Origin of the sequence: Neorhizobium sp. NCHU2750 (genome assembly GCF_003597675.1) — a bacterium.
In the GTDB taxonomy this organism is placed as follows: domain Bacteria; phylum Pseudomonadota; class Alphaproteobacteria; order Rhizobiales; family Rhizobiaceae; genus Neorhizobium.
The window spans coordinates 292099-306978 of record NZ_CP030828.1 but is presented as its reverse complement, the minus strand read 5'-3'; the positions used below and the strand labels follow the sequence as shown (position 1 = coordinate 306978).

The following is a 14880-nucleotide window of genomic DNA, read 5'->3' as shown; positions in this document are numbered from 1 at the left end:
GCCGGCGCAAAACAAGCCCGGGACAAACCCTTCGACGTCAGCGTCCCGAAGGAGGGATATCGCTGAGGATCTGAAGGGCAGATAACCTGACCTCCCATTACTCAAGCTCCGTTAGGCGCAAATCATCATCCAAGCGCCCGTGCGAGCTCGACAACCTCAACCGCACACCGATACGAAAGGGTTGGTCAAGGCACACCTACGCCTTGGAACCCAAGTCGGCGACCACTGCGACAAATTGACAAAACGCAATTCTTTCAAGCCCCTCGCAGCCGCTGAGACAATTTGACCAGTTGAGACATTGTCGCAGCCGCGCGAAGCGCCGCAAGCACCCCCGCGAAAACGATGCCACCGCCCCTCTGGGGGATGAGGCTCGACACCATTCGCGACTTGACAGAAGTGGAACTTTCCATGGACGGCGACGCCCTAACAAATCTCGTTACCCGTATCGATTTTGCACTCATCTCCTCGGTACATATTCTATTTCCCCCGCTTACCATCGGACTTGCGGCGCTCCTGCTGATTTCGGAAGCTCTCTGGGTCAAAACAGGCAAAGAGTCCTGGTATCGGCTCTGTCGCTTTTTTGAGAAGCTGTTCATCGTGAATTTCGGTGCCGGCGTCGCCACCGGCGTAACCATGGAAATGGCATTCGGTATTCTCTACGGCCGTTTCTCCCAGGCGGCGGGACCGTTCTTCGGTCAAGTTCTGGGCTATGAAACGATTACCGCATTCATGTACGAGGCCGGCTTCATCGGCCTGATGATCTTCGGCTGGGGCAAGATCAGCCGAGGCATGCATCTGTTTGCCACGTTCAACGTGGCGCTCTCCTCTACGCTCTCGGCCATGTGGATCCTGGTGGCAAATTCCTGGATGCAGACACCGACCGGTGTTGAGTACAGGAACGGCATTTTCTACGTCACCGACTGGATCGCCGCCCTTTTCAATCCCAATGCCATCGCCGCCTTCCCGCATATGCTTCTGGCAAGCTTCGAACTTTCGCTCTGCTTCGTGGTTGCAATCTGCGCCTGGTTCGTCCTGCGTCGCCGCCATGTAGAACTGTTCTTGAAGCCTCTGACATATGCACTCGCGGCACTCGTCGTTGTCGCTGCCGCGCAGATATGGCTGGGCGACGTGCTGGGTGAGCAGACACTCGAAAGCAAACCCGCCGCGCTCGCCGCGATGGAAGGCCAATACGACACGACTGATAAGGACGGTAATGTCAACACCGCTTGGAACATCATCGGCTGGCCGAATGCTAAGGGTGACGGGCTTGCCTGGTCGATTTCGATCCCGCATGCGCTCAGTCTGATCGAGACGAAGACCTGGAACGGCGCGGTGACCGGCCTGAACAGCTTCCCAGCCGATAACCGGCCTCCGGTCATTCTTCCCTTCTATTCGTTCAGGGTCATGGCCGCGGCTGGCGGCGCGATCCTGCTGCTTGCTCTTTGGGGCGTTTGGCTGCGCATGCGTGGCAAGCTCACGGTCGAAAATGCGCCCTCTCAGAAGCTGTTCCTGATGGCCTGCGTCGCGGTCCTGGCCCTGCCCTACCTGGCTGTGGTCGCCGGTTGGTGGACCCGCGAAATCGGTCGCCAACCATGGATCGTCTATGGCCTCATGCGCACCGAAGACGGCATGAGTGCCATGACGCTGGGGCTCGCCGCCTTCTGGTTCGTCGGTTTTGCGATCTTCGAGGCAGCGGTGGTTGCCGGCACGATCTGGTTCCTGGCCAAGGTCGTGCGTATTGGACCAGATCTGGAAAGTGCGCTTCCCGGGGAGGGTCACGAGCATCTCGGCGAACTGAATGTGCCTGCCGGCGGCCATGCTGACAAACCCGAATATCTGCGGCCCGTTTGAGCCCGAGGACAAGTCAATGGACGTACTTACACATACGCAGCAATTCCTTGCCATCGCCTGGTGGCTTGCACTTGGCGTCAGCGTTCTTCTCTATATCGCGCTTGACGGCGCCGATCTCGGTGCCGGGATCTTCTCGCTTTTCGTCAAGGATCACCACGAGAAGAGTGCCATCATGGGCGCCATGGCCGGAACATGGGATGCCAACGAGACCTGGCTGATCGTCGCCGGCGGCATCCTCTTCGGCACCTTCCCATTCGTCTACGGATCGGCCTTTTCCTACCTGATGATCCCGCTGGCGCTGGTTCTCTGGGGCATCATGTCCCGTGCCGTCGCACTTGAATTCCACCATCTTGCTTCACCATTCTGGCAGCGCTTTTCCGAATGGGTATTCGGCGTTTCAAGCCTTGCCGTCACCTTCTTCGGCGGGATGAGCGTCGGCGCTGCGTTGCAGGGTTTCGAGCTCGACAAGCCAGCAGTGGGCGTGCCTCATTATGTTGGCGGCGCCTTCAGCTTCGTCTCGTCATTCTCGATCTGGACTGGTCTTGCCGCCTGCGTTGCCATGACGCTTTCCGGTGTCCTGTTTGTACGAGCCCGCTTCGAGAAGGCTGAGCCGATCCGCCAGGATGCTGCGCGCTGGACTGCCGTGATCTTCTGGTTTGCGATCGCATCGGTCCTGGTGACGGTGGTCTGGAGCGCAATCTCCTTTGACTGGGCACGGGCGAAATGGTTCGGCAGCCACTTCTGGATCTGGTGGCTCTTCGGTATCGCTGCGCTTCTGTGCATCGAGCAGGTCCGCCGCGATACGCTCAAGGACAGGGACCTCGTCGCTATCCTGTGGTTCAATGCCGCTACTCTCATTCTCGGGTTGGGCATGCTGTTGACGATGTTCCCATGGCTCGTGCCGAACACCTGGACGATCTGGGCCGGCGCCAGCCCGCAGGTTTCGCTCATCACCTTCACCATGACGATGGGCGGCTTCCTGCCTGTGATGATCATGTATAACTGGTACCAGATCTGGGTGTTTCGCGGTCGCGTCTCCAAGCTGGTCGCCTATGCCGGGCATTGAGCAGCCATGACCCCGACCACGTCCAGAGACAGAACAGCTCCCGACAGCCCGGAACAAATCAGGGCAGCCGGTCGCTGGCTTTCATCTCTGGCACGCGAGGTCAAGGGACGTTTCTATCTGACCATACTGACAGCGGGACTGGGAGCGGCAGCCACCATCTGCCAATGCTGGCTGCTTGCCCGCCTTATCGATGGCGCCGCCATACGTGGCGAAACCCTTTCGGTCCTGCAGCCTTATCTTTGGCTTCTCGGGCTTGCGATGCTCCTGCGCGCCGGGCTCGACGCACTGCGCCAGGCCTTCGGCTTCGAGACCGCCGCCAACATACGCCAAGGATTGCGTACCTTGCTCCTTGAGCGGATCGCGATACTGGGACCGGCCTGGGCCTCGACGCAACGCAGCGGCGCAGTTGCCGCAACCCTGAGCGAAGGCGTTGAGGCTATTGAATCCTATTTCTCCGCCTATCTGCCGCAGCGCATGATCGCCGGGCTTGTGCCGCTTGCCATTCTTGTCGTTCTCTATCCTTTCGACTGGGTATCGGGCACCATATTGCTCGTGACTGCGCCGATCATACCTCTCTTCATGATCATCGTCGGCAAGGGTGCGGAAGCGCTCAATCGCAGGCAATGGAGGCGCCTGGCCCTCATGAGCGCGCACTTCTTCGACGTCGTGGCCGGCCTGACCACCCTGCGCCAGTCTGGCGCGGCCAGACGTCAGGCATCGATCGTTGGCGCGATTTCGCAAGACTATCGCCAGGTGACGATGCAAGTTCTGCGGCTCGCCTTCCTGTCGTCGCTGGTACTCGAGTTCTTTGCAACGATCGCCACGGCCATGGTGGCCGTCTATGTCGGCTTTCGCCTCTTTTACGGCACCATGGCATTCCTGCCTGGTCTCTTCGCCCTGTTGCTCGCGCCGGAATTCTTTCGCCCCCTGCGCGATATGGGCGCCCATTACCATGCGCGGATGGAAGCGCTCGGTGCTACCGAGTCGCTCTTGGCAATCCTCCATGCACCTCTGCCCGTGGCAGGCGCAAGCTTGCCGTTGATGAATAGGGCGCCACGCGAAATCCGCTTCGAAAATGTCTGTTTCAACCATTCTGACGGACCAGGGCTTGCGGATCTATCTTTCACGCTGAGACAGGGGCAAACGCTTGCCCTCGTCGGCGCCAGCGGCGCCGGTAAAACGACCGTCGTCAGGCTTCTACTCGGCCTGCTGCGACCGGATACAGGTCGGATCCTCATTGATGGACAGGATCTTTCCGCCATCAACTTGAGCGCCTGGCAGAGCCTCATTGGTTGGCTGCCGCAACGCCCGACAATTTTTTCCGGGACGATCGAAAGCAATATTTGCCTCGGCATCCCGGATGCGAGCGAGGAGGACATACGTCTAGCCGCGCAGCGCGCCAACGCGTCGAGCTTCATCGAGGCACTTCCGGATGGCTACCAGCATGCGGTCGGCGATGGTGGCCGCGGCCTTTCCGGTGGCCAGATCCGCCGCGTCGCACTTGCGCGTGCTCTGCTGGCGAAGCCATCGGTCCTCATCCTCGACGAGCCGACTGCAGCACTTGATGAGGTAAATGCGGAGCGGACGATCTCATCAGTCATCAATGCTTTCCCGGAGGCTTTGCGGCTGATCGTGACCCATGACCTGAAGCTTGCCGCGGAGGCGGATGCCGTGATCGTTCTGGCGGACGGGAAAGTTCTGAGAGCCGGGCCGCCCGCTGTCCTTGAAACAGAAGATGTCAATGCTTCGCAGTATGAGGAACTAATGGCAGGGAGCGCCCGCGATGCGTGATCTCTATCGGCTTTTCGTCATTGCCCGCCCATGGTATGGACGCATGGCGCTCGGCATCGCGCTTTCCGTGATCGTCATCCTTTCCAATGTGGCGCTTCTTGCGCTCTCCGGTTGGTTCATCACGGCCATGGCGCTCGCCGGGCTTGGTGTTTTGAGCCTGGAATTCTTCACCCCGGCGGCAGCCATACGCGGGCTTGCCGTCCTGAGGACCATTGCCCGCTACCTCGAACGCCTGGTCACCCATGACGCGACATTCGCAGTCCTCGCCGAACTGCGTGTCTGGCTGTTCGCAAAGCTCGAACCGCTGGCCCCTGCCCGGCTGCAAAACTTCCGCGATGGCGATGTCTTGGCGCGTTTCAGAAACGATATCGACAGTCTCAGCCATTTCTATCTGAAGGTCATGGTGCCGGCTTGCGCCGCGGCGATTGCATCGCTCGCTCTCCTAGCCTTTCTAGCCGTATTTTCGCCGGTCGTCGCCGTCATCGAAGCCATAGCGCTAATGCTTGCGGGCATCGTCATTCCGTTGATGGTCCAGTCGCTCAGTGCGAGGCGGGGTGCGGCAGTCGCACACGCACGCGCCGATCTCCAGGCCGGCTCCGTCGACCTGATCCGTGGGCTCGATGAATTGCAGGTTGCGGGCGCCGTCAGTGATAAGTCGGCGGGGCTTCTGGAGAGATCCAGAGATCTGATCGAGGCCCAGCGGACCATCACCCGGCTTTCAGCCGGCGGCAACGCCGCATCGGGTCTGGTCGGACAAGGTGCTGTTCTTGCGACATTCGTCATGGTCTTTGCCGCCAAGGGTGAAACTGCATGGAGTTCTCCGTTTGCTGTCATGCTGTTGTTTGCGGTTATGGCGGGCGGCGAGATCGTAACGGCTCTACCGGCCGCCTTCGCGGCCCTTGGGGTGGCGGTTGAGGCGGCAAGGCGGATCTTCATCATTTCAGATCTGGAGCCTGCGGTACGGGCTCCTCTGTCTACCCCGAGCGTCGGGGCATTGCCTACAAGCTTCGACGTTTCCTTCCGCAATGTCACGATGCGCTATGCGCCAACCGGACCCTTCGTCCTGACGAACTTCAGCTTCACTCTAAGACAGGGCGGGCATCTCACCCTGGCGGGCCCGAGTGGCTCCGGGAAAACCACGGTCCTTGATCTCCTGCAGCATTTCTGGGAGCCGGAGGTCGGCGAAATTCTCATCGGCGGACGGAATATTCGGGATTTGCCGGACGACGTCCTCAGGCGCATAATCACCGTTGTCGGGCAACACACTCATCTCTTCAATGCGACCGTCCGCGACAATCTTCGGCTGGTGCGCCCGGACGCAGACGATGCGGATATCTGGCATGCACTGGAACAATCCTCCATCGCCGACGAAATTCGCGCGTTGCCAGCAGGACTGGATACAGTCGTCGGTGAACTGGGCGCCTATCTTTCCGGCGGCCAGGCCCGGCGCATCGCCATCGCGCGCGCCTTCCTTTCCGACGCGCCGATCGTTCTTCTGGACGAGCCGACCGAGGGATTGGATGCGCTCAACGCCCACCGTGTTTCTTTAGCGCTCGACCGCTTCCTGAAGGGCAGAACCGCGATCATCGTTTCCCATCGCAAGGGAATAGCAGATAGCTCGCGCAATCATGCTCATGCGACCACCGACATGGCGACAAGGGCAAGCGAGATCCTTAAGCCGAAGAGATCGGAAAACGATGGTCGCCGCGACACCATTTTCCTCGACCGCCGCCTTAAGGATCAAGCTACGTCCCGTTGAGTCTATGGCCCCTGCCATTGGGCATCTATCAGAACAGGGCCAGACTGCTCCTCAACGTCACCCATATACCCCAGAGGAGCGGAATGCCGACGACAGCCCAGGCAAGCAGTGCCTTTGCGTCGAAACCACCCTTACCGATACCGAACGAACCGGTCGGCCCAGCATTGGCAGCGGCCGATTTCGCCTGAAGTGACGCCACCTCGGCATCCGACATGAACCATTTGTCAGATAATGGTCGAACCAGAGCATTCGCAATGAGCCCAAGCACCAGCATGCCGGCGAGGATATACATCGTACCGGTATAAAGCGCCGGGCCGGGCGCGACGCCGGCGCTGATCTGCGCCTCGCGAATATAATTGACGACGACAGGCCCCAGAATGCCGGCGGTCGCCCAGGCGGTGAGCAACCGGCCATGAATGGCACCGACGAACTGGGTACCGAAGATGTCGGCCAGATAGGCAGGAATGGTCGCGAAACCACCGCCATACATCGACAGGATGACACCGAAGGCGAGCACGAACAGCGCCTTGCTTCCCATGTCGGCAAGGGTGGGAGCCAGTGCATAGAGGATGATGCCGATGACGAAGAAGCAGTAATAGGTATTCTTGCGGCCGATCTTGTCCGAGAGCGAAGCCCAGAAGAAGCGGCCGCCGATATTGAACAGCGACAAGAGGCCGGTAAAGCCGGCGGCGATCGCCGCGATCTGCACCTTCTGGCCGGCGTCGAGTTGCGAGAACGTAAGGTCCGGCAGCCCGATCAGCGAGCCTGCAAAAATTTCCTGCAGCATTGGCGAGGCCATGCCGATGACACCGATACCGGCAGAGACATTGAGGCACAGCACCGCCCAGATCAGCCAGAATTGCGGCGTCTTATGCGCGTCGCGCAGATGCACATGCCCATGCGTGATCATCGCCTTGCCGTTGTTGACCTTCGGCGTCCAGCCATCCGGGCGCCAGCCGGAGGGCGGAATACGATATCCGAAAGCCCCGCCCATCATGAAGCAGAAGTAGATGAGTGCCATGACGACAAAGGTCTGCCAGACGCCGACGGAGACATCGGTCTTGAACGTGTTCATCAGGATATTGGCGAGCGGAGCGCCGATCATCGCGCCGCCGCCAAAGCCCATGATGGCCATGCCTGTCGCCATACCGCGACGGTCCGGAAACCATTTGATCAGCGTCGACACGGGCGAAATATAGCCGAGCCCAAGGCCTATGCCGCCGATCACGCCAGCGCCGAGCCACATCAGCCACAGTTGATGAACGACCACCCCGACCGCGGCGAGCAGGATGCCGCCGCACCAGCAGCAGGCCGAAACGAAAGCGGCCTTGCGTGGACCGACATGTTCCAGCCAGCCTCCCCAAAGGGCTGCCGAGCAACCGAGAAGAACGAAGAACAACGTATAGATCCAGCCGAGATCCGCCACACGCCAATTGCAACTCGTCGAGAACAGTGCCGAGACTAGGCCCTGGCTGGCGCAGGCCGGATCCGTCGTGCCGACAATCGCTTTCGTCAACGGCAGCCAGAAGACGCTGAAACCATAGGCCATGCCGATACAAAGATGGATCGCAAGTGCTGCCGGCGGCACGAGCCAGCGGTTGAAGCCTGGTTTGGCGATGATCCGTTCCCGGTCGAGCAAGCCCGCCTGCGTCACGCCCTGTGTCGTTGTTCCTGCAACTGCCATAAAGTTACCTCCCCAGATATATGACCGAAAATAGAGGCCGACGCGGATGGCCGGTGAAATCAATTCAGCACGACGTCGGCACGCTTCCTTCATCAGAAGAATGGTCTGCAACACCCTGTCCGCCGCCGACTACCGCACGTGACGTCTCGCGCGCCACCGATGTTAGCTCCGCCATGCCCTGTGCGCCTGGCTTGGGCGGTCTCCGGATAAGGACTGATGCCTCGACAACAAGCGGCAGAAGCCCCTCGCCTCCCTGGTCCAGGTGCTCGAACAGATGCCGTCTCATCCGTGGTTCCCAGAACTTGTTGATATGCGTGGCAACTCCTTCCGCTCGCACCTTTTCCGGCTGCGACAGGAAGAAGGTTGCGATCTGGTTTGCCATGCGGACCAGCTTTTCCTGCCCCTGATGAGGAACATTGCCAGCCCCACTTTCAAACCCGTCATGATAAGACATCAAGCGACGCTCCAGTTGCCATGCACTTCCATCGACTGACCGGACAGCAGAAGTCGAAGATCTGCCGCGCGGCGGATGGCTTTATAAAACTATATTATTTTACTCAACTTTTATCCTTGCGTGCAAGAGGGGTTGCACGCAACCCTTCGAAAAGCCCTCTTATTCTGCTGCCTCCAGTTTGCCGGCGATCCGTCGTGAACGGCGAGACAGTTCGTCATAACATTCCTGCCACTCGGTCGGACCATTGGACGGGGACACCTGCACCGCAGTCACCTTGTATTCCGGACAGTTCGTCGCCCAGTCGGAAAAGTCGGTGGTGATCACATTTGCTTGCGTGTCCGGGTGGTGGAAGGTCGTGTAGACGACACCCGGGGAGACGCGATCGGTGATCAGGGCGCGCAGCGTCGTGTCGCCCGAACGGCTTGCGAGCTTTATCCAGTCACCATCCTTGACGCCGCGCTGCTCGGCATCATGCGGGTGGATTTCAAGCCGGTCCTCGCCATGCCAGGCAACATTCTCGGTACGCCGCGTCTGGGCACCGACATTATATTGCGAAAGGATGCGCCCGGTCGTGAGCAGCAGCGGAAAGCGCGGCCCGGTGCGCTCGTCGGTCGCCACATATTCGGTACGGATGAATTTGCCCTTGCCCCGGACGAAACCATCCACATGCATGATCGGCGATCCTTCAGGATGCACCTCGTTACAGGGCCACTGAACCGAGCCCATTTTTTCGAGATAGTCGTAGGAGACGAAGGCAAAGCTCGGCGTCGTCGTCGCAATCTCGTCCATGATTTCGGAAGGATGGGCATAGTTCCAGTTGAGCCCCATGGCCTGGGCAAGCTTCTGCGTCACCTCCCAATCGGCATAGCCGTTCTTCGGCGTCATGACGCGGCGTACGCGGTTGATGCGCCGCTCGGCATTGGTGAAGGTCCCGTCTTTTTCCAGAAAGGTCGAGCCCGGCAGGAAGACATGGGCGTAATTGGCCGTCTCGTTGAGGAAGAGGTCGTGAACGACGACGCATTCCATCGCGGCCAGACCGGCCGAGACATGCTTTGTATCCGGATCGGACTGCAGAATGTCCTCGCCCTGGATATAGATGCCCTTGAACGTGCCTTCCACGGCAGCGTCCAGCATGTTGGGGATACGCAGGCCTGGTTCATTGTTCAGCGTCACACCCCAGAGCTTTTCGAACGTGTCGCGCGTCGCATCGTCGGAGATATGCCGATAGCCCGGCAACTCGTGCGGAAACGAGCCCATGTCGCAGGAGCCCTGCACGTTGTTCTGGCCGCGCAGCGGATTTACGCCAACGCCCGGCCGACCGATATTGCCAGTCGCCATGGCAAGATTGGCAATCGCCATCACCGTGGTGGATCCCTGGCTATGCTCGGTGACTCCGAGCCCGTAATAGATCGCGCCATTGCCACCGGCCGCAAAAAGCCTGGCAGCACCCCGAACGAGGTCGGCCGGAACGCCGGTGAAGCTCGCCGTCGCCTCTGGACTATGAGCCTCTTCGGACACGAAGGCCGCCCAGTCCTCGAATTCGGACCAGTCGCAGCGTTCGCGAATGAACTGTTCGGCGAACAGGCCCTCGGTAACGATGACATGCGCCAGCGCCGTCATCACGGCAACGTTGGTGCCGGGCTTCAGCGGCAGGTGAAAAGCTGCCTCGACATGAGGTGTCTTGACCAGATCGATGCGGCGCGGATCGATGACGATCAGCTTCGCACCCTGCCTCAGGCGTTTCTTCAGCCTCGAGCCGAAGACCGGATGACCATCCGTCGGATTGGCGCCGATGACGATCACCACATCCGTCTGCTCGACACTATCGAAATTCTGCGTGCCGGCCGAAGTGCCGAATGCCTGTCCCAGGCCATAGCCCGTCGGCGAATGGCAGACGCGGGCGCAGGTATCGACATTGTTATTGCCGAAGCCGGCGCGGATCAGTTTCTGCACCAGGAATGTCTCCTCGTTGGTGCAGCGCGACGAGGTTATGCCGCCGATCGATTCCCGGCCGTACTGATACTGGATGCGGCGGAACTCGGTTGCGACATGCGCATAGGCCTCCTCCCAGGTCACTTCCCGCCACGGATCGGAGATCTTTTCGCGGATCATCGGATTGAGGATACGGTCCTTGTGGCTGGCATAGCCATAGGCAAACCGCCCCTTGACGCAGGAATGGCCGCGGTTTGCCTGGCCGTCCTTCCAGGGCACCATACGCACCAGTTCCTCGCCGCGCATTTCCGCCTTGAACGAACAGCCGACGCCGCAATAGGCACAGGTGGTGACGGCGGAATGTTCCGGCTGGCCGATCGCGATCACCGATTTTTCCGTCAGTGTCGCGGTGGGACAGGCCTGCACGCAGGCGCCGCAGGAGACACATTCGGATGAGAGAAAATCTTCGTGCGCGCCGGGTGATACCCGGCTTTCGAAGCCGCGCCCCTCTATCGTCAGCGCGAATGTGCCCTGCACTTCCTCGCAGGCCCGCACGCAGCGCGAGCAGACGATGCATTTCGACGGATCATAGGTGAAATAGGGATTGGTTTCGTCCTTCGGCATCCACCTGGCATTCACCTCGCCGTCGCTGCGTGGCTTGACATGATTGCCGCCTTCATAGCCGTAGCGCACGTTGCGAAGCCCGACCGCCCCTGCCATGTCCTGCAACTCGCAATCGCCATTGGCGGCGCAGGTCAGACAGTCGAGCGGGTGATCGGAGATATAGAGTTCCATCACGCCGCGGCGGATATCCTTCAGCCGACCGGTCTGGGTATGCACGACCATGTTGGCCGCAACCGGTGTGGTGCAGGACGACGGCGTGCCGTTGCGCCCCTCGACTTCCACCAGACAGAGACGGCAGGAGCCGAAGGCATCCACCATGTCCGTGGCGCAGAGTTTCGGGATCTGGATGCCCGCCTCCATCGAAGCCCGCATGATCGATGTGCCTTCCGGCACGGTGATGGAGCGGCCATCAATGGTCAGGGTGACTTGAGTTTGCGAGCACGAGGCGGGGGTTCCGTAGTCGATTTCATGGATCAGGGACATGGTCTTACTCCGCCGCTTCGATCAAAGGAGTACCAAGAGGTGTCGGCGCGAAATCTTCGGGGAAGTGTGTCATCGCACTCATGACCGGATAGGGCGTGAAGCCACCGAGCGCACAGAGCGAACCGAACTTCATCGTGTTGCAGAGATCGGCGAGCAGCGCCTTGTTCTTCTCCGGCTCGATGCCGCGGGCGATCCTGTCGACGGTTTCGACCCCACGGGTCGAGCCGATGCGGCAGGGCGTGCACTTGCCGCAGCTTTCCAAAGCACAGAATTCCATGGCAAAACGCGCCTGCTTCATGAGATCGGCCGTGTCGTCGAATACGGTAATCCCGGCATGGCCGATCAGCCCGTCCTTTGCGGCAAAGGCTTCATAGTCGAAGGGCGTGTCGAACAGCGCGCGCGGGAAATAGGCGCCGAGCGGCCCACCCACCTGCACCGCCTTGACCGGCCGGCCGGTTGCCGTACCGCCACCGATATGATCGACGATCTCGCCGAGCGTCAGGCCGAAAGCGATTTCGAACAGACCGCCATGCTTCACGTTCCCGGCAAGCTGGATCGGGATCGTGCCGCGCGAGCGCCCCATGCCGAAATCCCGATAAAAGGCTGCGCCGCGATCCATGATCACCGGGATGGAGGCGAGCGAGATGACGTTGTTGACCACGGTCGGCTGGCCGAGAAATCCCTTCAATGCCGGCAGCGGCGGTTTTGCCCGCACCACGCCGCGCTTGCCTTCCAGCGAATTGAGCAGAGAGGTTTCCTCGCCGCAGACATAGGCCCCTGCCCCGGAGCGAACCTCCATGTCGAAGGCATGGACCGAACCGAGCACCGAGGGCCCGAGAATGCCCGCGGCCCGCGCAATCTCGATCGCCTTGCCCATGCTGGCGATCGCATGCGGATATTCAGACCGCGTGTAGATATAGCCCTTGGTCGCGCCGGTCGCGATGCCGGCAATCGCCATGCCCTCGATCAGCACGAAGGGGTCGCCCTCCATGATCATCCGATCGGCGAATGTGGCACTGTCGCCCTCGTCGGCATTGCAGACGATGTATTTCTGGCTCGCCTGCGCCTCCATCACCGTCTTCCACTTGATCCCGGTCGGAAAGCCCGCGCCGCCACGTCCGCGCAGGCCGCTGTCGGTGACCTCCCGCACGATCTCGGCTGGCGCGAGCGAGATCGCCTTTTCCAGCCCTCTGAGGCCCTGGTAATGCCGATAGTCTTCAACCGACAAGGGGTCGGTGACGCCGCAGCGCGAGAAGGTCAGGCGGGTCTGCTGACGCAGGAAGGGAATATCCCGCGTCAGCCCGAGACAGAGTGGGTGATCTCCGCCGGTCAAAAATCCGGCATCGAACAGCGATTTCACTTCGCCCGACCGCACCGGCCCGTAGGCGACGCGCCCATGGTCGGTGCGAACCTCCACGAGCGGCTCGAGCCAGAACATGCCACGGGATCCATTGCGAACGATGCGCGCATCAAGACCACGACGCGCGATTTCCTCACCAATCGCATTTGCCACCCTGTCGGCGCCGAGTGCCAATGCAGCCGCATCGCGTGGCACGAAGATCGTCATCGTCATCGGCGCGCATCCTCAACGATGTCGGAAAGACAGTGTTCATCGATCCGGCCGAAAACCTCGCCATCCAGCATGGCGGCGGGCGCGCAGGCACAAAGCCCGAGACAATAGACCGGCTCCAGGGTCACTGCCCCGTCTGCCGTCGTCTGGTGGAAATCGATGCCAAGCAATTGTCTGGCGCTATCTGCTATGCTGTCGCTGCCCATCGACTGACAGGCCTCGGCGCGACAGATCTTCAGCACATGCCGTCCTGCCGGATGGTCTCGAAACTCATGATAGAACGTCACGACGCCATGGACTTCCGCGCGTGACAGGTTGAGTTCGCTCGCGATGATCGGCTTCACCTCATCCGGCACATAGCCGAACTCTGCCTGGATCGCGTGGAGGATGGGAAGCATCGGTCCTTCCAGATGCTTCAGACTGCGAATGATATCGATCGACCGCTCGGTGAACCCACCGGCGGAAACCCGAATATTCATATGCCACTGCCTCCCGGCTCCCAGCAGGATCGACCTCCTCGTCGTTCCGCCAGTCAAGATCCGCGTCAGGCGATATAAGTTTTCGCCGCGGAATAGGGCAAACTGTCGCAGCAGGGGGAAGCATGGTCAATAATCAATGCTGGTTACGCGATAGCAAAAAACTATCAAACCGCGATGGCGGTCGAAAAGCAGGAGGGCCGCTCGGCTTCGGATGAGGTGGATGGCGGCCCGATTACACGGGGCGTAAGACCGATGCCGCCACCCTCCTCTGTGTTCAAGGCCTCAGGTGTCAGCGGCCCCGCGGGGCCGCATCCTTCTGTCGATCATCTCTCAGTCGCGGCCGACGACGCATTCTATCTGTCCGTGGGGCTCGTCCGTCGGCACGAAGACGTCATTGTCGTTGGTCAGGCCGAACGGATCCAGATTGATCAGCAGATAGTGCTTGTTCGGGCACGCCAGCGAGATCTCGCGAATGTCTGGCACGGCGTCCAGGGCGGCCATCGCCATCCGGTAAAGGCTGTCCTGCATGCTTTCGCTATAGGTCGTTCCGAAGACTTTCAGCATGGTTTCCAGTACGGTCGCATTGGCCGTCTCATAATCAGCCGGCTTGCCGTCCCACAGCCAATGGGCCTCCATCGAGGTCGCCGCGATGCGGTCACGCGTTTCCTTGATCGTCGTATACGGATCCATGAAATAGTTATCCCAGCCCGACTGGGTACTTTTCATGAATGTGTAGCCTGAAAGGCCGGAATAGAGGGTCTGGCCCTCACGGGTTGCGACGACCTTGGCAAAGGGCCGCCCGTTTCCATCGAGCGTGAAGGTATGGGGATGCGGCACCCCGTCAAAGCTCTTGCGCAGCCATTTCGTCTCGTGGCCGATCACCGTCGCCGTCTCGACCTGAGGATATTTGTCCAGAAAGCGCTGTGCCACGGCAGCGCAGAATTCCTCCTTGTCCAATCCCAGATTCTCCCGGGCGACGATATTGACGACGTTCTTGATCGTATCCGTGGATACGACCGGGGAATTGTCTTTCGAGGTGAATGCTGGAGAGAAAGCGCCGGTGAGCATCGCCTTGACGTTCATCTCGCGCACGTCCTGGAGCGGCCCGTCCTTCTTGATCCGCATCACGCGGACACGACCCTTGCCGTAGGTATTGCTAATCAATGCCATGGTGATTTCCTTCTTAC

10 protein-coding genes are annotated in these 14880 nt (G+C 60.3%); 4 read left to right on the top strand and 6 right to left on the bottom strand.

Annotated elements, in window-relative coordinates; genetic code table 11:
• The first annotated feature begins 408 nt into the window (after positions 1 to 408).
• From NCHU2750_RS22125 to cydC, 4 genes are read left to right on the top strand one after another with little or no spacing between them, the layout of a single operon-like run.
• Complete coding sequence (locus NCHU2750_RS22125; protein ID WP_119944323.1) at positions 409 to 1851, top strand: cytochrome ubiquinol oxidase subunit I; 1443 nt, start codon at positions 409 to 411, stop codon at positions 1849 to 1851.
• A gap of 16 nt (positions 1852 to 1867) precedes the next feature.
• Positions 1868 to 2917 (top strand): cytochrome d ubiquinol oxidase subunit II, encoded by a 1050-nt coding sequence (locus tag NCHU2750_RS22120; protein WP_119944322.1) that lies wholly within the window; start codon positions 1868 to 1870, stop codon positions 2915 to 2917.
• A gap of 6 nt (positions 2918 to 2923) precedes the next feature.
• A complete protein-coding gene (gene cydD, locus NCHU2750_RS22115; RefSeq protein ID WP_119943924.1) occupies positions 2924 to 4708 on the top strand; it encodes a thiol reductant ABC exporter subunit CydD in 1785 nt (594 codons plus the stop codon).
• Positions 4701 to 6467 carry a thiol reductant ABC exporter subunit CydC gene (gene cydC / locus NCHU2750_RS22110; protein ID WP_119943923.1) on the top strand — a complete coding sequence of 589 codons (1767 nt, stop codon included), beginning with the start codon at positions 4701 to 4703 and terminating at the stop codon, positions 6465 to 6467. The genes cydD and cydC overlap by 8 nt, the downstream gene beginning before the upstream one ends.
• A gap of 28 nt (positions 6468 to 6495) precedes the next feature.
• On the opposite strand, the gene NCHU2750_RS22105 is transcribed toward cydC, so the two are convergent.
• The 6 genes from NCHU2750_RS22105 to pucL all read right to left on the bottom strand — a co-directional run bounded on the left by NCHU2750_RS22105 (position 6496) and on the right by pucL (position 14863).
• Positions 6496 to 8151 (bottom strand): OFA family MFS transporter, encoded by a 1656-nt coding sequence (locus NCHU2750_RS22105; protein ID WP_119943922.1) that lies wholly within the window; start codon positions 8149 to 8151, stop codon positions 6496 to 6498.
• A 64-nt stretch (positions 8152 to 8215) separates the two neighbouring features.
• A complete protein-coding gene (locus tag NCHU2750_RS22100; RefSeq protein WP_245480473.1) occupies positions 8216 to 8533 on the bottom strand; it encodes a formate dehydrogenase subunit delta in 318 nt (105 codons plus the stop codon).
• A 231-nt stretch (positions 8534 to 8764) separates the two neighbouring features.
• Complete coding sequence (fdhF, locus tag NCHU2750_RS22095) at positions 8765 to 11644, bottom strand: formate dehydrogenase subunit alpha (protein WP_119943920.1); 2880 nt, start codon at positions 11642 to 11644, stop codon at positions 8765 to 8767.
• Between the two features lie 4 nt (positions 11645 to 11648).
• Positions 11649 to 13217 (bottom strand): formate dehydrogenase beta subunit, encoded by a 1569-nt coding sequence (locus tag NCHU2750_RS22090; protein ID WP_119943919.1) that lies wholly within the window; start codon positions 13215 to 13217, stop codon positions 11649 to 11651.
• Positions 13214 to 13693 (bottom strand): formate dehydrogenase subunit gamma, encoded by a 480-nt coding sequence (locus tag NCHU2750_RS22085; RefSeq protein WP_119943918.1) that lies wholly within the window; start codon positions 13691 to 13693, stop codon positions 13214 to 13216. The genes NCHU2750_RS22090 and NCHU2750_RS22085 overlap by 4 nt, the downstream gene beginning before the upstream one ends.
• A gap of 330 nt (positions 13694 to 14023) precedes the next feature.
• Positions 14024 to 14863, bottom strand: coding sequence for a factor-independent urate hydroxylase (gene pucL / locus NCHU2750_RS22080; RefSeq protein ID WP_119943917.1), 840 nt, complete (start codon positions 14861 to 14863; stop codon positions 14024 to 14026).
• Positions 14864 to 14880 lie beyond the last annotated feature (17 nt).